Raw genomic sequence first — 20,083 nt, forward strand, 5'->3', positions numbered from 1 at the left:
ATGATTTTCTAATTGTGTAATTATAATTTCATTTTTTCTGTTTTGAGCATTTTTTGTTTATAATGGTAAAGGAAAGAAATCTGTGTACGGAGGAATATTATGCTGCAAGACTCAATTACGAAAGATGAAATTATGATGATTGCGAATGAGTTCGTTCAAGGGCTTGATCCACAGCAAGTTGCTGATCAGGAGCATGTCGCTACAGCTCGGCACCTATATCGTAGTGGTGTTGTCTATAACGTTGACTTTGATGGCTATACGCTATCCGGAACTGTAAATGCTGAAGGCAGTGTATATAGCGTTCACATCCCGATTCGTAATGTCACTGAAAGCTATTGCGATTGCTTCGCGCCAACGCAATGTCAGCATATGCTTGCTGTGTTACTATCTGCAGCTTCTAGTTTTGGGCAGGTAGGAGATGTATTAACTTTATTCAAAAATAATACAAAACCTTCTCTTCCTCCTATTCGAACTGCACGACAAGTATTGCAATCATCAGCTTTTGAAGAAATGGATTATAAAAGTTGGCAAACATACTTTGAAAATGAATATGAATCATTTAAAAAAGAACAAGCGCGGCTCACTTATAAACAAATGTATTTTCTTATGAGTCTTTTTACAGACTTCTATACAAAATTAGAACGGAAAGCTCCGCGCATCGTTGCTATTCATGAATTATTTAAGTTGCACGCGGCACTTTATTGCTTTCAAAAATTATTAGAAGAAATTCAAGAATTTGAAGCAAACAAACTATATTCTTATCACCAACCAGTTAACGTCGTTCGCCTATTCGTTGATAAAGTTGAATCTACCGTTAGGGACCTAAAAACAGAGGAGATTCCAGAAGAATCCAAACCGATTTTACAAGAAACAGCGCGGCTCATACATGAAGCATTCTTCTCTACCGATGCCTATACACAAGAGCGATTCTTCATTTATCGTCACGTATGGGGTGAACTGTTAAGAACAGAAGAGCAGCTACAAGAAGAAGAAAAACGAATCGATACTAAAATCAATCCACTTTCCAAAGCATTAGCATCTTCTCATCTGCTCTTTTTAAATAATGAAGACTTATCGGCAATGGAATTACTCAAAAAACAGCCTGCTTCTGTTGTGAGCCTTTACTTCTATTGGTTAGAAGAGTTATTAAGTGCGATGCAGTGGGACCGTGCTAAAAGCTGGCTTTCCTTTACTTATAAACAAGTAAAAGAAACGATAACGGAACAAGAGAATACCGTCTTCATACAAGATATCGTTCGATTATTTGTGATGATGTATGAGACATATGCAACGCATACGAATGAACAAGCGGGATTAGAAATGATTTTACAAGAACTATTACCGTATAGTTTCACAAATTATGAACAATATGTACTTGCGAAGAAACAATACCATGCATGGACGGAGCTTCAGCTCTTATATGGCTTCGAAGTAATCGAACTTTTGAAAGAACCATTGAAAGATATTGAAAAAGAGGCGCCCGAAGCAGCACTTCCTCTTTATCACCATGCCGCAATTGAAGCAATTGAAGAGCGAAATCGCAAATCATATAAACGTGCCGTTCGTTACTTAAAGAAATTACGTATGCTTTATAAACGACTGAAACGAACTGATGAATGGGATGCTTTCATTATTCATATCGCTAACTTACATTCACGTCTGCGTGCACTACAAGAGGAATTACGGAGAGGAAAATTAATCGATGATCATACAAACTGAAGTAACAATTAGGCTCCAGCACGTTAGTCAAGGTTGGTTCCTTTGGGGAGAAGATGATAGCGGTACGCTCTTATCCGTAGCAACTTGGAAAAAAAATGCATTCGCATGGCACTCTACTTCCTTCTACGGAACGTTTTTAAAAGAAGCAACGTATGAGGGAAAACAAGGCGTTATGTTAACGAATGCACAGGCATTTGAATACATCGCAAATAAACCGATGAATTCATTTGCAAATATGCAAATGAACGGTCCTATTACGGCACTTACAAAGGACGCAAGTGAATTATGGGACGCTTTCGTCAGTGGCAGCTTCGCACCTGACATGAAGCATTGGTCTCAGCAGCCATCTTGGAAAGTTCAGAATACCTCAATTGAAGATGGCATGTTAGCATCGCTTTTCTCTGCCGCTGTGAACGAAAGTATTTTGCAAGATGCTCGCTCAAATGACGGATGGGAAGATGCAAAGAGACTATATGAACATTACGACTTTACAAAAAGGCAATTGGAAGCAGCACTACATGAAGAAGATTGGCTTCGGAAAATTGGCTACATTGAAGATGACCTTCCATTTACAGTCGGCTTAAGACTACAAGAACCGCAAGAAGAACTTGAAATGTGGAAGCTTGAAACAATCGTTACACCAAAACGTGGTGCGCATCGCATATATGTATATGAAAGTATCGATTCCTTGCCAAAACGATGGCACGATTACGAAGAACGGATTCTTGAAACACAAGAAGGATTCAGTAAGCTCGTACCGTGGCTAAAAGAGGACGACAAGTTCCGAGAAGAACTCTTTGAAACGGAAGCTTGGAACTTCTTAACCGAAGCAAGTAATGAATTACTCGCAGCAGGTATTACAATTCTACTACCATCATGGTGGCAAAATTTAAAAGCAACAAAACCAAGGTTACGTGTACAGCTGAAGCAAAGTACAGCACAAACACAGTCTTTCTTCGGCATGAATACGCTCGTTAATTTCGACTGGCGCATTTCAACGGACGGAATTGATTTATCAGAAAGCGAATTTTTCGAACTCGTTGAGCAGAACAAACGTCTTTTCAATTTAAATGGTCAATGGATGAGACTTGATCCTGCCTTTATTGAAGAAGTAAGAAAACTAATGCACCGTGCCGATAAATATGGACTAGAAATGAAAGACGTGTTGCAGCAACATTTATCTAGCACGGCGGAAACAGAAATTGTAGAAGACGATAGTCCGTTTAGCGATATTGAAATCGAACTAGACGGATATTATGAAGAACTTTTCCAAAAGCTTCTGCACATTGGAGATATTCCAAAAGTAGATACACCATCTTCGCTACAAGCAACACTCCGCCCGTATCAACAACACGGGATTGAATGGTTGCTATACTTACGAAAGCTTGGATTTGGAGCATTATTAGCCGATGATATGGGACTCGGAAAAAGTATTCAAACGATAACTTACTTACTATACGCTAAAGAAAACAATCTCCAAACAGGTCCTGCATTAATTGTGGCACCGACATCAGTCCTTGGAAATTGGCAAAAAGAATTTGAGCGTTTCGCACCAAGTTTACGTGTTCAGTTACATTATGGTAGTAACCGAGCTAAGGATGAGTCATTTAAAGATTTTCTTCAATCAGCAGATGTTATATTAACTTCTTATGCATTAGCTCAGCTTGATGAAGAAGAGCTTAGTACGTTATGCTGGGACGCTGTTATTTTAGACGAAGCACAAAATATAAAAAACCCACATACGAAACAGTCGAAAGCAGTAAGAAACTTACAAGCAAATCATAAAATTGCTTTGACCGGTACACCGATGGAAAACCGACTTGCTGAACTTTGGTCTATTTTCGACTTTATCAATCATGGGTATCTCGGAAGTTTAGGACAATTCCAGCGCCGCTTCGTCACACCGATTGAAAAGGACCGCGATGAAGGAAAAATCCAGCAAGTACAGCGGTTTATCTCGCCGTTTTTACTGCGTCGTACGAAGAAAGATCAAACAGTCGCATTAAACTTACCAGATAAACAAGAGCAGAAAGCTTATTGTCCACTAACTGGTGAACAGGCTTCCTTATACGAACAACTTGTTCAAGATACATTGCAAAATGTAGAAGGATTAAGCGGAATTGAAAGACGCGGATTTATATTACTTATGCTGAACAAGCTAAAACAAATTTGTAACCATCCAGCCCTTTATTTGAAAGAAGAAGAACCACAAAATATCGTCGAACGCTCTATGAAAACAAAAACGGTAATGGAGCTCATCGAAAATATAAAAGACCAAAATGAAAGTTGCTTAATCTTCACTCAGTACATTGGCATGGGGAACATGCTAAAAAGTATGTTAGAAGAAACATTTGGTCAGCGCGTCCTCTTCTTAAACGGGAGCGTACCAAAGAAAGAGCGTGACAAGATGATTGAGCAGTTCCAAAACGGAACGTATGACATCTTCATCTTATCGTTAAAGGCCGGCGGAACAGGATTAAACTTAACTGCTGCCAACCATGTCATTCACTATGACCGTTGGTGGAATCCAGCTGTAGAAAACCAAGCAACAGACCGTGCTTATCGCATCGGTCAAAAACGCTTCGTTCACGTTCATAAACTTATTACAACAGGAACACTTGAAGAGAAAATTGATGAAATGTTAGAACGAAAACAATCATTAAACAACGCCGTCATTACAAGCGATAGTTGGATGACCGAACTATCAACAGACGAACTAAAAGAATTACTTGGCGTATAAAGTGGATAAATGAAAAAGGAGCAAATCTCTAACTGAGATTAGCTCCTTTTTCTATGCCAAAACCAATTGCTTATTATAATTCCTGTTAACCCGCCGCACGTATCAAGCAATGAATCTTGCCACATCGGTGTACGGTCTCCCGTAAACCATTGATGAATTTCATCAAATGTTGCATACCCCGCAACGAAAAGGAGGGCGTATGCAAAGCACCTTTTTCTCGAATAACCCGATCGATGAAAAGCATAATACGTCAATGAACCGAGCATAAAGAACACCATAAAATGAGCACCTTTACGAAGGAAAAACTCAGCAAATCCACCTACACCTTTATTTGCGATACTAACAGGTGTACCTCCGCCATAATCGATAGATACCCATGAAAAATGCTCTTTCACAAATTCAACATTTATATATTGCTCAATATCCGAGCGCATATCCTGTTTTTTATATGGCTGTGCTGAAGAATAGAAAATAATCCCCATCCATAGTAATACAGGAATCCAAAATAACCATTTACGATTCATTCTCCCGAAACTCCTCTCTTATTCTTTTAAGAGTACCAAAAAAAAGAAAAAATTTCACGCCAAAACATGACATTTACCACCTATTTATAAAGTGAAAGGGGGTGATAAACATGGCAGTTGAAACAATCGTAATGGATTTAACTTTACGCCTTGTATTAAACGGGGGATTAGACAAAAACGGTAAAACAGTTTTTAAGAACAAGCAATTCAAACGTGTGAAAACAAACGCAGATTTAGGAAAAGTACATGAAGTAGCACGTGCTCTTGCTTCACTACAACAATCATCACTTCACGCTGTACAACTTGTAAGCACGTCAGATCTTTCTAATCTATAATTAAAAAGGAGGGAATAAAGCATGCAAGTACTCGAAATGATTTTCGTGAAAGAAGATGGAAAAACAGTTGTTTTTTCTATCGATAATCCCATTACACCAGTAAATGAACTAGTCGTAAATCAAGTAATGGATACCATTCTTTCTTCATCTGTATTTTCATCAATTGGTGAAAATACTCGTAAAAAAGGGGCTCGCCTCATAGAAAAAAACGTATCTGAAGTTCAGATCACTCCGTAAATCAAAAAGACGAATCTGCATTATTTTGCAGATTCGTCTTTTTTCTTCGGCATTTCGATTGGAATAAAGATGTTTGAAAAACCAACACAAATATACTTATAATTCTCTCCGCCTAAATCAAACTCTGTCGTATATGTTGAGAAGAAAATATAATCATTTCGCTTTGTATAATGCTCAATTAATAATCCAACTTGTGGTTCAACATACTTATTTGCCAATTTTTTTCCCGCCGATGCTAAGTCGCCAAGTATACCCTCTTTGTTTTCTTTCTCAACCTCTTCTAGCTTCTTACTCACATCATTACGCTTCATAAATTGTTTTGCTGCCCAATCCGTATATTCTCCCTTACCCGGATTACTGTTTGCTAAATAAACTAAGAGAACAACAGCTAGAGCCATAATAATATACTTTTTCTTCATGCTATATCACCGCCTACTCTTTTCTATTTTCATATATATGTACAAGCGATGCAAATTAGAAAGACTATCATCTATTGATTGTAAACGAACCGTAAAAATTTACAATACGAAACAAAAGATTAATAATAATTTTACATAATTCGTATATAATTATATTCAGAATAACAATTTTTATAAGGGAGGATTTTAGAATCATGAATAATGAAAATGATATTTTTATTTCTAGTTCTACAATGATGCTCGAACCTTGCAAACACCCTTATTACCGGACAAAAATGATCGACAGTAGCGGAAACCCTCTGTACTCTTGCCAAACAGCTATCCAACTCATAAAGAAATCTTGTCTAACACATGTTCATTCTACTTATCAAGGTAGACGTCATGCAGTCCAAATAAACTTTAAGCTCAAACAAAATGTTCCAATTCCGATTAATCATAGAGAATATATTTGTGTTTTCCCAACAGAATCTCCTTCTTCTCCAAACTGTATTTGGTTGTTCTATAACCATATAGAGGAGATAGAGTTTTCCAAAAAAACTAACAAGGCTAACATTCATTTTTTTAACGGAACTACCATAACAATACAAATAGGTTCTCATAAGTTACAGCAACAATTTTTCAAAGCTGGACATATATTACCCCGAATGAACATAAAAGATTCACTACACTCAAAAAACCTCTTGCCACATTTACTGCCTTAAAGCAAATAGAATGGAACGCAATATTTCCTTGCCTTCCATTCTACTTATTATTCTTATCCCCTTACACTATCTCGCATTTTCTCAAGCGCTTGTCGATATACCCATCTCACTTGATAGTACGTCATACCCATTTCAGAAGCTATCTCCCCCATATTTTTCCCTGTAAAAAATCGCTCTGAAATAATGTGTCTCTCCCTCTCATCTAACACACTCATAAAGTCCTTCGCTCTCGTTCCCGTATCTTCACACTCAAATCGTTCCTCATACTCATCGGTGCATACATACCGCTCTTGCACTACGCATTCTTTCTTCAACCTCTCCAATATATAACCACGTACTGTTACGACAGCATAAGCAGGAAAACTCCCTTTCTCCTCCTCATACCTTTCATAAGCATGCCAAAGACCAATTAAACCACATTGATAATACTCTTCATAATCTTGGTAAATATTTAACCTCTTTATTTGATTTACAATCATACCTTCATACAAAACAACCGTATCTGCAAAAGTCGCTGGCTTCACACAGTGCCCGTTTCTAAAAGGTATACCTCTTCAGTATTCCGCGGTACCTCTACAATATAAAATGAGAAAGGAAATTTCATTGTGGGTAATTTCAAATAATACTGCCGGAATTTGAAATTACACTAGGCAGTATTTGAAATTCTGTTTGGGGTATTTCAAATAGGGGTGAAAATAAAAAAAGTTCCTCCTATACATTAGAAGGAACCTTTTGTTTATATTGGCAAACTATATTACTCTTTAGCTATGCTTTTGAAAAATCTATCGATCGCATATAAACCAGTAGCTAAAATACAGCTTGTAACACCAACAAATATATATGGATTCTTATTCGGCATATATTCTACAGCTAACAATGTTACGACTAACATAAACAAAACATTTGCTAAAAATTTCTTAAGCTTATGTATCCTCTCCTTATAACAAAAATGCAGCAATTACTTTTATAATTGCTGCATTTTTTCTAGTGACGTAAAACATCACTATTATTGGAACATGCCTTTTACTGCGCCAAATCCAATAGTTAAGATAAAGAAGACAACCATAAGGATTGTTGCTTTCTTTTTACTTAAGTCAGCCGTAATTTGAAGACCTAGCCATGTAATAACAAATCCCCAAATTGTGAACACTTCAATGCTATTTGCAATACCTTTTACAGCACCACCACTTGAAGTGAAAATCGGCCCTAAACCAGTGTACATTTCTTTGCCTGATCCGCCTAAAACAAGTGCTAAAACTGTATTTATTAATAAACCAAGTAATGAAATAATGCTTGAGTACACACTAATTGTTAATAATTTCTTATAAGAAGTATCATTGCTCATAAACATCATTAATACTTTATACACCGCTGCACTAATGAAGAAACTAATCGCCATAACAATAGCACCAAATACTGCACCCGTAACAAACGACATTATAGGTGTAACGCTAACACCCAAATCCTTATTCATCTTAATCGCCTCAGGTGTTAGGGAGTACACATAAGCAGCAAGGCCTGCAACAAGTCCACCTAATAAAACTAGTAACCAAAATGCACCCCATACCGCATTACTAGTCTTCATTCTCTCAAACTGCACACCTGGAGATGTAATCATCCCAAATAAAGAGGGCTTCTCTCCGCCAACTTTTTGCGTATTTAAATTCGCTTCCATTATAACGCCTCCTTCTATTTATATAACCCGTTCTAGCGGGCGGTTCACATCCTCATGCAAGAGGCTACGAACCGCCCACTAGAACGGTGACGTGTAGTAGATAACTTCTCTACTACACTAATAATCTACTCATAACGAAGTGCTTCAATTGGATCTAATTTCGCAGCTTTGTTCGCTGGAATTAATCCGAAGATAATACCTAGTGTCATAGAGAACAATACGCCTCCAACGACAACTTCCCATGAAACGAGTGGTGGCCACTTCGCAAATGTGGAAACGATATATGCCCCGCCATACCCAAGACCAATTCCGATTAAACCACCTAGAAGCGTTAACATAACTGCTTCAATTAAAAATTGTAATAAAATTTTACTACGTGTTGCCCCAAGCGCTTTACGCACCCCAATTTCACGTGTACGCTCCGTTACAGATACAAGCATGATATTCATAACCCCGATACCACCAACGACTAATGAAATACCAGCGATACCGCCGATGATCATCGTCATAATATTAGTCATTTTTGAAATACCTTCTTGAAGTTCTTTTAAATTCATAACCTCGTATTTACCAGTTGCATCACTCGGTTTACGACTATTTAAGACATCTGCAGCTTTTTTACCTGCTTTTTCTAGATTATCTACATTTTTTGCTTGAACAGAAATATTTTGAATTTCATCTTTTCCATACAGTGTCGGCCATAATGAAATTGGAACTAGTGCTTCTGACGGTCCCATTCCCATAAACTCGTTATCTGATTTGTAGACACCAATAATTTGCATCGGTTGACCTTTCATTTCAATAATTTTACCGACTGGATTGGCATCCTTAAACACCTTTTCTTCCATTTGTTTACTAATCATGACAACGTTATTACCTTGATCCACATCTGATTCTTGTAAAGAACGTCCCTTTAACAACTTTACTTTATTTACTGCAAAGTACTCACTGTCTAATCCAGTAATACTCACCATTTCTATTTTATCTTCAATATCAAGTGGTTCCATACTTGAATTTGTTGTTACAACATGTGCGATATCTGGAATTTTTTTAATTTCAAAAATATCTTCTTCAGTTATCTTCGGTGCTTCTACCATCCCCATACCAAAAGGATCATTCATATCGGCACTATAATGAATCGGAACCGTTTGATTACCTGACCCAACAAATTGCGATTTCAGTGCCGCCTCGCCGCCCTGCCCGATCGCAACGACAGTAATAATAGAACCAACACCGATAATAATACCGAGCATCGTAAGAGCAGAACGCAGTTTATGAGCTAGAATAGAAGATAAGGCAATTTTCATGCTATCTAGTAAGCTCATACTGCACACCTTCTATCTTCTGTAATTTTCCCATCTCGCAGTACAATACGACGAGATGAATACGCTGCTACTTCCTCTTCATGTGTAACCATAACAATCGTCGTACCTTCTGCATTGAGCTTCGTGAAAATATCCATAACTTGTGCACCAGACTTCGTATCGAGCGCACCTGTCGGCTCATCGGCCATAATAAACGTTGGGTTATTCGCAATCGACCTTGCAATCGCGACACGCTGCTTCTGTCCACCCGATAACTCACTAGGTAAATGGTGTACTCTATCTGCTAATCCAACTTTCCCAAGCGCTTCAAGAGCTCTTTGACGACGCTCTGCTTTCTTCACCCCACCGTAGATGAGCGGAAGTTCAACGTTTTCCACTGCGGAAAGACGCGGTAGTAAATTAAAATGCTGGAACACAAAGCCGATATATTCATTACGAATTAAAGCAAGCTTTGACTCGTCTGCTGTTAAGATATTCACATCATTCAACATATATTCACCTTCTGTTGGACGATCCAAACAACCGATAATATTCATAAGCGTTGATTTACCAGAACCAGACGGTCCCATAATAGAAACGAACTCACCGCTTTGAATTGTTAAACTAATACCATGTAAAATCGGCACTGCCAATTTACCTTGATAATACGTTTTAGAAATATTATTTAACGTAATCATTTCTCTTTCACTTCCATTCCGTCATACACGTTGTCGGAAGGATTTTTAACCACCTTTTGCCCCACTGTTGTGCCTTCTACAATCTCTGTCCAGTCTCCATCAGTAGCACCTTTTTTCACATTTTGTTTACGAAGCTTTCCTTTCTCTTCGATATAAACAAATGCATCTTCGCCTTTTTCTACAATGCTCTTAGTTGGAACAGCAATCATCGTTTTGTTCTCTAAGCTTACTTGCAGCGAAACGTGATAACCTGGAGATAAACCATCTTGGCTATCAAGACTTGCTTTATATGTATACTGAGACATATTTTGAGTTCCCTCACCAGCAGCTTGAGCCATCTCTGCACTCGTTGGGAATTCACTTACTTCCGTAATCTTACCTGTCCACTTCTTCTTATTATTTGCTTTCGCAGTTACAGTGAACGTTTGATCTTTTTGAATTTGTGACTTTTGAAGCTCTGTTAAAGTCCCTTGAACTTGGAACGGATCTTTAGAAGCAACTTGCAAGAATGCTTTCCCTTGACCACCTAACGCTTGAGATGAACTTTGTGCTGCATCTTTGTCTAACTTTTGTACAACACCAGTGAAATTACTATAAATCGTAAGTTCTTTCTGTTTTTTATTTAACTCTTCTTTTTGCAACTTCCCTTTTTCTTTCTCCAGGTCAGTTGTCTTTTGTGCCATTTCTAACTCGCTTACTTGCTCTTCCATTGGGTCTGTTACTTCTTTACCAGCCCCACTATCTTTTACCTTCTTAATCTCTTTCTTCAATGAATCAATCTTCTTTTTCCCTTGATCATAACGCATATCAGCCATCTTCTGATCAAGATCAGCTTGCTTCATTTGAAGATTAATTTCTTCATTATCATAAGAGAATAATTTCGTTCCTTTTTCTACTTCTTGTCCTTCTTTCACTGCAATATCTTTCACTTTTCCTTTAGTCGGATCCGCATAGAAGCTTTCAATATTTCCTGGCTTCACTTGACCAGAAATTAATTTCGTATTATTAAGCTTACGCTCTGTCACTTTCTCAAAACTTACAGCATCTGTCTTCGCCGTACCTTTCTTCTTACCTTGCATAACAAAAATATTAACTGCTGCAACAATAACAATTAGTGCAATAACTCCGATGATAATCCATTTCTTCTTCTTGTTTGGAGTACGAACCGTATTTGGTAACATAGTCTCTCTCCTTTTATATCTTATAGTTTAATAGATATTTAACTATATAAAACTTTCTGAAAACAAGAGTTCCACTTACATTGTTACACTCATTTTACAAAGTTTTACACAATCATTTATATTGTAACAAAAATACCAATGATTAGAAATATGACATTCTATCTTTTAAGATAGTTTTAAGGAAAGGTTACCTTATATAAAAAAAGCGATCCAAAATAATGATTGGATCGCTTTTCTGAATAAACTATTACGCCACTTTAGGACCTTTTCTCTCATGTCCACGTTGAACGATAAATAAGAATACTGTTGATAAAATACCGCCTGCTAATAGTAAGATGAAGCAGCCATCCCAGCCAGAACGATCAACAATAACACCAATTGCTGCGTTTGCTACAAGACTTCCGCCTACATAACCGAACAGACCACACATACCAACTGTTGTACCTACTGCAAATTTCGGTACTAATTCCATCGCACTTAAACCGATTAAGAACTGTGGTACGTAAATTAAACAACCGATAATAGAAACTGCAATACTTACAACAAGTACGCTAGATGCTTGCCAATATACAACCGTACCAACAACAACTCCGGCCATACTCATAATACATAATGGCATACGTTTTCCTTTAAATAACTTATCACTTAAAAGGCCAACGATTAATGAACTTGGAATTGCCATCCCTTCAAAAATCGCGTATGCAGCATGCGCTTCTGTTTTTGAAAAACCTTTAACTGTTGTTAAATAAAGCGGAACCCAGTTAATAACACCGAAACGAATTAAGTAAACAAATGCATTCGCAATACATAAATACCAAACGAACTTATTTGTCACTACATATTTCATTAAAATTTCTTTTGGTGACATCTTATTAGCATTATCTGCTTTTTCAAGATTTTCATAGTCATTACGATACTCATCAATTGGAGGAAGACCTTCCGATTCTGGTGTATCCTTCGCATTAATCCAAACAAGAACTGCAATTACCATTGCGATAATCGCTGGGAAAATAAATACTCCGCCCTGCCAATTATTTTCACCGAAAATACCTACACCAATCCCGACAAGGGGCGGCACTAGCATTCCACCAACGTTATGTGAAATATTCCAAATACCTGTTTTCGTACCACGTTCTTTCTTCGAGAACCATTTCGTCATAACGATACTACAAGGTGGTGCTCCCATACCTTGTACAATACCATTTAGAACAAGTAATGTAACAATCATCCCAAATGAAGATGCAAAACCGAAACAAATATTCACAAGCCCTGATAAGAATAAACCGACTGCGATAAAGCGCTGGGCGAAAGCTTTATCTGATAAATTCCCCATAAAGAACTTACTAAATCCATAAACAATTGCCATTACTGAACCTAGTAATCCAATTTCAGCTGTACTAAAACCATATTCTTGTACTAAATACGTACTTGATAACGTAAAGTTACTACGCACTAAATAATAAGCAGCATACCCAACTGAAATTCCAATTAGTACACGAATACGCAGTAATGTATATACTTTAGCGATCATATCCGCTGGTAATCTCTCAATTGCAGGTGCTGGCTTAAGCCATTTAAACATATACTCTCGTCTCCTTTTCTCACTTTTGAGAGAGACGCTGTCTATTCCATATCTCGATTATTCCACTATTTGATATATTTTTGTTCGTCCTTCTAACTGGCTGTCCTTCTATTTCTTTCTCATTCTTCGCGAACATCGTTGGTACGCCAAACGAAACTTTTTCTAAAATGTGCCCCGCTTCTTCTGATAAACAATAATCAATAAATAAGTCCGCAATAAAACCACTCGGTGCACGCTTTAGTTTCGAAATCGCATTAACAGACAACCCTGTTTGCTCAGGTTCGTTACTTAAAATAGGAAAGCCTTGTTTTTGAAGCATTCTCTGATCTCCCGCAAAATTGATGCCTATCATATATTCACCGCTCGCCACAAGTTCCACTGGCATATAACCATTCACCGTTACTTCACCAACTTGCCCCGCAAGATTCTTAACATACTCTTTCGCTTCTTCTTCACCTAAAGTATCAATGAGTGATTGAAACAGCGTATATGCTGTGCCGGAAACATTTGGATCAGGCATTGCAACCTTACCCGTATATACCGGATCTAATAAATCTTGCCACCTTGATGGATATGGAAGACCGAGCGGCGCTATTTCTTCATTCCACCGCTCTTTATTAATCGCGATTGCCAGTTTTTCCACTTCATAACCGTACCAATAACCATCTTTATCTTTAACAGTTTTTGAAATACGATTCGCATGCTGGCTCATCACAGGAATAGAAAGATTCTTTTGCTTCATCATTTGATGTGCATCTACTGTACCACCAATAATAATATCCGCTTTCGGATTTCCAGCTTCTTCTTCCACTCTCCGAAGAAGTTCTTCTGTCGAAAGACGAATAAATTCATACGTACATCCTCGCTGTTTACAAAATGATGAAAGCAAAGCCTCACCAACTTCCTCGCGAGCTGCTACATATGCAACAAGATGACGATCATTCAAAATAGGGAGACCACTTTTATTATATTTAATAGAGGTTGTATCTCGAGAGCAACTAGACATCGCTCCTCCGATTATTAGCAAAAAGAAGAAAAAGGCTATCTTTCTCATGACACACTCTCCTTTACAAATAACTCTGCTAGGGAGCCCTTCATATACATGACATTCCCGTTATTATCACCGAGATATTGCACAACAAAGTAAGATGGATACACAGAAATAGTTAGAATATCTTCACGCTCATTCTTTATACGCTTACCTGTTTTATAAGCAGTAACATAAGCAATAGGATCCTTCTGTGATTGTAATAATTTCTGAATTTCTCCGTAATCTGTAATTTGCTTTGCGTATCGAATAGAATCAAATATGTGCGTAAGATCTATAGTACGTATTACATCCCCTTGCCTCACTACAACTTCCTTTGCCTCCGCAAAGAAATTACTAATGCGCTCTGGTGTATAATACAGACTTAACAAATACGTTTGAAATGCTGAGATCATCGGATCCGTACCATTCTTTCCGTATACATTAGCCTCATACTGGAACAAGTCACCTACTGCAAAAGTACGCTTATGTCCATTCAAGTACGTTACTTCTCCAGTAAATACTTGTTCTTGATTCTTAGCTTCTCTCGGCTCTATTCGAATTCGGTCAAAGAATGAAACAATCGTATGCAACCGAACTTCATCCGTTACAACAATTTCTCCCCACTTCTCATGCCTTACTTTCACTTCAGTAGGAAGGGATTCATTCACTCTTTGTAAAACGGCTTGTTTGTCATCCACAATTGTAATTCGGTTGTATATTTGCTTCTCAATAACATAAAACAAAATAAGAGAAACGATCATACAAAAGACAAACATAAGAATTTGAAATGATAGCCTTTTCATTTCTGCCTACCTCCAAGATAAAAAAACGTTGTTTCGAAAATACCGCATAATTGTTTCATAAATGTATCATTTAACCGCTTTCAAGTTTTTTATGTCTTCCATTCGTCTCGGAAGTAAAAATATCATACATATTGTAGTTCCCATTTCTTCACTACTCTCAATTCGCATACTTCCGCCTTGCTTCTTCATAATCTCCTGACAAATGTATAAGCCATAGCCATTCCCGTAACTAGAAGGAAGCACCTTACCTTCCGGAGACTCATTCCATTCTGCAAGCACACCTTCATCCATACCAATACCATCATCATGAACAAAAACTTTCGCTTCCTGCTCATTTATAATTACATTCATACGAACTTGCGTAGCATCACTATATTTAATCGCATTATCAAGCACATTCAAGAAAATTTGCTTCGTCTTATCAAAATCCGCAACAACATGTACTTCCGTTAACTCATTCATCACTTCAATTTCAAACTGCTGCAACCTGAGTTTCACAATCGAAATTGCTTCTTCTGCCAATTTTTTAATATTCACGACTGTAGGTGACACTTCAAACGTACTCGTCCCGTATTTTGAAGACTTAAGTAATTCCTCTACAAGTGATAATAGACGCTCACTTTCTACAGACACATAACGAAGACTCTCCTGCACATCCTCATTCGATTGTAACTTCGGAATTAAATCCACATAACCGATAATTGCCGTAAGCGGTGTTTTCAGCTCATGCGTAATGCGGTCCAAGAAATCTTTCTGTTTCTCTTTCTCTTCCTTCAACTGCTTAATATGCAGCTCAATCCCATCAGCCATCGCATTAAAGGACGCTGAAAGCTGCGCAATTTCCACATACTCATTCAGCTCAATCTTACTTTCATAATCTCCATTTGCAAGCCGATGTGCCATTTGCCTTAACTGATCAATTGGTTTATGAAGAGACTTCGCCAAACGAATCGCAAAGAAAATACCAGCAGCTACTAAACAAAGAGACGTCATTAAAAATGTCCAACTCACATTTGTTAAAACTTCCTTCTCATCCGTTAACTCATTTATAAAACGAATACTACCAATGACATCGTTTCCATAATAAACCGGACTTGAAAACAAAAGAATTGGAGCTGGGTCTCCCTCCTCGAAAACATAAGATTTCTTTCCCTTCAAAGAACTCTCAATGTCAATATTCCGATGAAGTAACGCTCCCTTTTGTGTATCTGCAACAACATCTCCATTCTTCCCAATCATCTGCACCCGGACATCCATTCGCTTCGCTAAATACGAAGCAATTAAAAGCGAATTAGGACCTAGCGTCTCCACTTCTGCTTCCTTCTCTAAATAATTCATCGTATAAATTTGCGCTTCCACACTTAACTTTTCTAAGGAATCTGCCGCATTATGATACACATTCTTCTCCAGTGCAATATAAACAACCGCATACAAAAGAACAAGAATTGGAATCAACAAGCCAACTATTCCAAACACCATATTTCGTTTTAAAGACATATCATCACCACTTAACAATCTATCTTATAGCCAACGCCATAAATTGTCTTAATATACTCCCCGTTCGAACCAAGTTTCTTTCGAAGCCTCTGCACCATAATATCAACCGCTCTCGTATTCCCTATATACTCAAAACCCCACACTTTCTCGAGTAACTCATCCCTCATGAATACACGCTGCGGATTCGAAACAAACAACTGACATAAATTAAACTCTCGGTACGTTAACTGAATCTCCTGTCCACTCACATGAACCTTTCGTTCCTTAGGACAAATCACTAACTCACCTGCGCGAATTACTTCATGACTTACAGTTGCCTCCTCCTTCTTCACACGCCGGCTCATATTCTTCACCCGAAGAATAAGCTCCGCATAATTAAAAGGCTTCGTCACATAATCATCAGCTCCAAGCTGAAGACCAAGTAACTTATCATTCATCTGACTCTTCGCTGTCAACATAAGCACCGGAATATCACGATCCTTCTCCCGGAATAAACGTAACAACTCATACCCATCCGTATCAGGAAGCATCACATCTAAAATAAGTACATCCGGCTGCTCATTCCATCTCTCTAAAGCTTCTCTCCCATCAGCCGCCGTCAATACTTCATACCCTTCCATCTCTAACTGCATCCGTATCAAATTACGAATACTCGATTCATCATCTACTACAAGTATTTTCATCATTCTCCTCCTTTCACCTTGTATTATAGTACAGTTTAGTATAGCAAAAATCATATAAAAAAAGAGAGAGTATTGTCGAACATATTTTGTCGACGATACTCTCTCTTTTTTTATATTTATTTAACATATCCATTCGGTTGTTTTTGATGCCAATTCCATGCGTGCTCGATATAGAAATATGCTGTTAATAAATATCCCTCACTACCTTTACAAATAGTAAGGGATATTTAAAATTACCGATTTAATTCAAGATGTGCTTTTAACTTATTCGTTAAATCTTGTTTTGCTGCATCTGGAACATAGTAGTACCAAATACCATCAGCGGCTTTGTGACCGTCACCCGGGATTTGAATATCCTCACTGTTGTTCAAGCAGTTTTTATAATTCTTTTGCATATCAAACATTTGATCTTGCGTTAAGTTTGTTTTTACATTCTTTTGAATCGCTGTTAACACATCTCCATAACTTGATAATGAAGAGAAACTTGCGCCTTTCTTAATAACAGCCTGCATCACTTGACGTTGACGCATTTGGCGGCCGAAATCGCCTCTTGGGTCTTCTTTACGCATGCGTGTGAATGCTAGTGCTTGGTCACCTGTTAAATGAATATTCCCTTTTTGGAAGTGCTTCCCTTCTAGAGAGAATTCTAAATCATTATTAACATCTACACCGCCTACTGCATCAACGATATCTTTAAATCCTTCCATGTTCACTTCAATATAATAATTAATAGGAACATTCAAGAATTTTTCTACTGTCGCTACAGACATATCTACTCCGCCAAATGCATAGGCATGGTTGATTTTATCACTTTTCCCTTTTCCAACGATCTCCGTATACGTATCACGAGGGATACTTACTGTTTTCATTGAATTATTTTTAGGATTTAACGTGATAACCATTAAAGAATCTGAACGTCCTTTATCCTCACCACGTTCATCTGCTCCTAATAATAAAATTGAAACCGGTTCAGCGTTACTAATTTTTTCGCCAACTTTATTGTTGTTTTGATCACGCTTTAGAGGTTTATGAACTTCCTCTAATGTCTTAGATACAGAAGAATATACATTATAAGCATAAACTCCTCCACCTATAATTAGTACTCCAATAATACCGAGTACCCAAAATAAAATTTTCTTTTTCATTATTTAAACCTTCCTTCTTAAACCTATCGTCAACCTAACTTACAATACATGTAAACCCTATTATACAGAGCACAAAACAATTTAATAAAACTAAATTATATATCAATCCACAAAAAATAGACAAATAACAATTGTATGTCGTTATTTGTCTACCATATATCTTAATATATTTATTCTTTCTTGTCACCAAGAGCAAATGTAATCTCTGTCTCACAAGCGATTTCACCGTCTACAGTGGCAATTGCTTTCCCTTTGCCAATTGCTCCACGTACACGCGTCATTTCAACTTCTAAACGAAGCTGATCACCTGGACGTACTTGTCTTTTAAAACGACAATTATCGATACCAGCAAAAAATGCCAAACGACCACGATTTTCTTCTTTTTTTAACATCGCCACAGCACCAACTTGCGCTAAAGCTTCTACAATTAAAACACCTGGCATTACCGGATAGTCCGGAAAATGTCCATTGAAAAATTCTTCATTAGCTGTAACATTCTTTATTCCAATAGCACGCTTTCCTTCTTCTACTTCTAAAACTTTATCCACAAGTAGAAATGGATAGCGGTGAGGAATAATTTCTTTAATTTGTTGAATATCTAGCATACACTTCTCTCCTTAAACAAAATTGGTCATACCACCAGAAGTTATACTATCATTATCCCATTTTAGCCCTTATTTGTCATTAGAAAAAATATCTTCAAAATTCTGCCTCCAAATAAAAAAATGTATACACTCTTTTCAATATATATTATTACTGACACGGAGGTTGAAAAGAGTGTATACCCAAGTTAGGGAAAGGCAAATTATATCAAATATATTAAGCCTTAATGTCGTATTCATGATTTATTATATATGACAAAAATCAGAAATAAAAACCTAATTTTCGACCTTTTTCGTATTAATTCCCTAATTTTTCTTAGGATTTCTCTATTTTCCTTACATTCTCTTAAATGTGATATTTAGAAATATGAATTTTAATAAAAAATTTCAAAATGAAAATGAAAATATCTCATAATATAAATATCATCTTTATATTATGATAAAATGAATACAATGTTTTGACCTAATTATTCAACTTCAAATACCTTTATTTTTAGAAAGGAACTGACAAATGGCAAAAGGTATACATACTATAGAATTAAAGGCTTCCCCAGATCAAATTTGGAGCTTTGTTAGTAATATAAACAATTGGGCTCCACTAGTTACAGGCTATGTTAAACATAAGATTATTGATGATAAACATTCAACTTGGCGTTTGCACGGCGATTTGGGATTTATTAAACGAGACGTTAGTCTAAACGTCGAAATTAGTGAATGGCAAATGCCAGATAAAATTAGCTTTACAATGACTTCGCCAACCAAGAAGTTGATTGGCAGCGGCTTTTTTCATGCTGAATCAACCTCTCCATCTACTACAAAGGTAACAAGTCAGTTGGAAATACAAACAACTGGTAAAGGGGCCTTTATTTTTAACGGAGCAATAAAACCATTTGTTCCTAAAATGACAAAGCAACTTGCTAAAAAAATGGCGGATGAATTAATAAAACAATTATAAAAAAACATCCCTGGAATTTATTTGCGAATAAATCCCAGGGATGTTTCATATGAAAGTTAATTATGAACCATTTCTTTTTTTAATAAATTCTCCATATAACCTAATAATTCATTCTTTAACTCATCATGTTGTAAAGCCATTTCAATCGTTGTCTGAATAAATCCAAGCTTCTCTCCAACGTCATAGCGCTTTCCTTCCTAATTATGCATTTTGTATTCCAAAATTTTTATCCCTATTCTAAATTAAAAAGACA

21 protein-coding genes and 1 pseudogene are annotated in these 20,083 nt (G+C 37.0%); 6 read left to right on the top strand and 16 right to left on the bottom strand.

Features of this window, described 5'->3' with window-relative positions:
• Positions 1-99: 99 nt before the first annotated feature.
• Both ACFVQC_RS17095 and ACFVQC_RS17100 read left to right on the top strand, forming a co-directional pair.
• A complete protein-coding gene (locus tag ACFVQC_RS17095) occupies positions 100-1,719 on the top strand; it encodes an SWIM zinc finger family protein (protein ID WP_070147003.1) in 1,620 nt (539 codons plus the stop codon).
• The gene (locus ACFVQC_RS17100) at positions 1,703-4,459 is read left to right on the top strand and encodes a DEAD/DEAH box helicase (protein WP_377889515.1); all 2,757 of its coding nucleotides are present in this window, start codon (positions 1,703-1,705) and stop codon (positions 4,457-4,459) included. The genes ACFVQC_RS17095 and ACFVQC_RS17100 overlap by 17 nt, the downstream gene beginning before the upstream one ends.
• A 38-nt stretch (positions 4,460-4,497) precedes the next feature.
• Here ACFVQC_RS17100 and ACFVQC_RS17105 read toward each other — a convergent pair whose 3' ends face one another.
• Complete coding sequence (locus tag ACFVQC_RS17105; protein ID WP_377898755.1) at positions 4,498-4,983, bottom strand: VanZ family protein; 486 nt, start codon at positions 4,981-4,983, stop codon at positions 4,498-4,500.
• Between the two features lie 110 nt (positions 4,984-5,093).
• Between ACFVQC_RS17105 and ACFVQC_RS17110 the strand changes: the two genes are divergently transcribed.
• Both ACFVQC_RS17110 and ACFVQC_RS17115 read left to right on the top strand, forming a co-directional pair.
• Complete coding sequence (locus ACFVQC_RS17110) at positions 5,094-5,318, top strand: DUF1659 domain-containing protein (RefSeq protein ID WP_002016256.1); 225 nt, start codon at positions 5,094-5,096, stop codon at positions 5,316-5,318.
• A gap of 21 nt (positions 5,319-5,339) precedes the next feature.
• Positions 5,340-5,555, top strand: coding sequence for a DUF2922 domain-containing protein (locus tag ACFVQC_RS17115; protein ID WP_002144802.1), 216 nt, complete (start codon positions 5,340-5,342; stop codon positions 5,553-5,555).
• Positions 5,556-5,575: 20 nt separating this feature from the next.
• Here ACFVQC_RS17115 and ACFVQC_RS17120 read toward each other — a convergent pair whose 3' ends face one another.
• Positions 5,576-5,974, bottom strand: coding sequence for a DUF4359 domain-containing protein (locus ACFVQC_RS17120; RefSeq protein WP_377898756.1), 399 nt, complete (start codon positions 5,972-5,974; stop codon positions 5,576-5,578).
• Between the two features lie 194 nt (positions 5,975-6,168).
• Here ACFVQC_RS17120 and ACFVQC_RS17125 point away from each other — a divergent pair, with 194 nt between their 5' ends.
• Positions 6,169-6,675 carry a competence protein ComK gene (locus ACFVQC_RS17125; protein ID WP_377898757.1) on the top strand — a complete coding sequence of 169 codons (507 nt, stop codon included), beginning with the start codon at positions 6,169-6,171 and terminating at the stop codon, positions 6,673-6,675.
• A 53-nt stretch (positions 6,676-6,728) separates the two neighbouring features.
• On the opposite strand, the gene ACFVQC_RS17130 is transcribed toward ACFVQC_RS17125, so the two are convergent.
• The 13 genes from ACFVQC_RS17130 to fabZ form a co-directional block, all read right to left on the bottom strand.
• Positions 6,729-7,199, bottom strand: coding sequence for a sigma-70 family RNA polymerase sigma factor (locus ACFVQC_RS17130; protein ID WP_377889521.1), 471 nt, complete (start codon positions 7,197-7,199; stop codon positions 6,729-6,731).
• Between the two features lie 230 nt (positions 7,200-7,429).
• Positions 7,430-7,567: a hypothetical protein gene (locus tag ACFVQC_RS17135; protein ID WP_377898758.1), complete on the bottom strand. Its 138-nt coding sequence runs from the start codon at positions 7,565-7,567 to the stop codon at positions 7,430-7,432.
• 114 nt (positions 7,568-7,681) lie between these two features.
• A complete protein-coding gene (gene yknW / locus ACFVQC_RS17140) occupies positions 7,682-8,350 on the bottom strand; it encodes a YknW family membrane protein (protein WP_377898759.1) in 669 nt (222 codons plus the stop codon).
• 125 nt (positions 8,351-8,475) lie between these two features.
• A complete protein-coding gene (locus ACFVQC_RS17145) occupies positions 8,476-9,675 on the bottom strand; it encodes an ABC transporter permease (protein WP_377898760.1) in 1,200 nt (399 codons plus the stop codon).
• Positions 9,672-10,352, bottom strand: coding sequence for an ABC transporter ATP-binding protein (locus tag ACFVQC_RS17150; protein WP_377889525.1), 681 nt, complete (start codon positions 10,350-10,352; stop codon positions 9,672-9,674). Before ACFVQC_RS17150 ends, ACFVQC_RS17145 begins: the two co-directional genes overlap by 4 nt.
• The gene (locus ACFVQC_RS17155) at positions 10,349-11,533 is read right to left on the bottom strand and encodes an efflux RND transporter periplasmic adaptor subunit (protein ID WP_016093602.1); all 1,185 of its coding nucleotides are present in this window, start codon (positions 11,531-11,533) and stop codon (positions 10,349-10,351) included. Before ACFVQC_RS17155 ends, ACFVQC_RS17150 begins: the two co-directional genes overlap by 4 nt.
• 247 nt (positions 11,534-11,780) lie before the next feature.
• A complete protein-coding gene (pgtP, locus tag ACFVQC_RS17160) occupies positions 11,781-13,115 on the bottom strand; it encodes an MFS transporter (RefSeq protein WP_002112963.1) in 1,335 nt (444 codons plus the stop codon).
• 19 nt (positions 13,116-13,134) lie between these two features.
• A complete protein-coding gene (locus ACFVQC_RS17165; protein WP_377898761.1) occupies positions 13,135-14,169 on the bottom strand; it encodes an ABC transporter substrate-binding protein in 1,035 nt (344 codons plus the stop codon).
• Positions 14,166-14,948 (bottom strand): DUF3919 family protein, encoded by a 783-nt coding sequence (locus ACFVQC_RS17170; RefSeq protein WP_377898762.1) that lies wholly within the window; start codon positions 14,946-14,948, stop codon positions 14,166-14,168. The genes ACFVQC_RS17165 and ACFVQC_RS17170 overlap by 4 nt, the downstream gene beginning before the upstream one ends.
• A gap of 66 nt (positions 14,949-15,014) precedes the next feature.
• Positions 15,015-16,445 (bottom strand): HAMP domain-containing sensor histidine kinase, encoded by a 1,431-nt coding sequence (locus ACFVQC_RS17175; RefSeq protein ID WP_377898763.1) that lies wholly within the window; start codon positions 16,443-16,445, stop codon positions 15,015-15,017.
• Positions 16,446-16,456: 11 nt separating this feature from the next.
• Positions 16,457-17,128: a response regulator transcription factor gene (locus tag ACFVQC_RS17180; RefSeq protein WP_002198808.1), complete on the bottom strand. Its 672-nt coding sequence runs from the start codon at positions 17,126-17,128 to the stop codon at positions 16,457-16,459.
• A 233-nt stretch (positions 17,129-17,361) separates the two neighbouring features.
• Positions 17,362-18,273: a polyisoprenyl-teichoic acid--peptidoglycan teichoic acid transferase TagU gene (tagU, locus tag ACFVQC_RS17185; protein ID WP_215587089.1), complete on the bottom strand. Its 912-nt coding sequence runs from the start codon at positions 18,271-18,273 to the stop codon at positions 17,362-17,364.
• 170 nt (positions 18,274-18,443) lie between these two features.
• Complete coding sequence (fabZ, locus tag ACFVQC_RS17190; protein WP_000884318.1) at positions 18,444-18,878, bottom strand: 3-hydroxyacyl-ACP dehydratase FabZ; 435 nt, start codon at positions 18,876-18,878, stop codon at positions 18,444-18,446.
• Positions 18,879-19,386: 508 nt separating this feature from the next.
• Here fabZ and ACFVQC_RS17195 point away from each other — a divergent pair.
• On the top strand, positions 19,387-19,830 hold the full coding sequence (locus ACFVQC_RS17195) for an SRPBCC family protein (RefSeq protein WP_377898764.1): 444 nt from the start codon (positions 19,387-19,389) through the stop codon (positions 19,828-19,830).
• 56 nt (positions 19,831-19,886) lie between these two features.
• Here ACFVQC_RS17195 and ACFVQC_RS17200 read toward each other — a convergent pair.
• Positions 19,887-20,027 (bottom strand): annotated as a pseudogene (locus ACFVQC_RS17200) (UTP--glucose-1-phosphate uridylyltransferase); the annotation flags it as partial.
• Positions 20,028-20,083: the final 56 nt, after the last annotated feature.

The sequence above is a fragment of the Bacillus sp. NPDC057893 genome (assembly GCF_042796455.1).
Taxonomy (GTDB): Bacteria; Bacillota; Bacilli; order Bacillales; family Bacillaceae_G; genus Bacillus_A.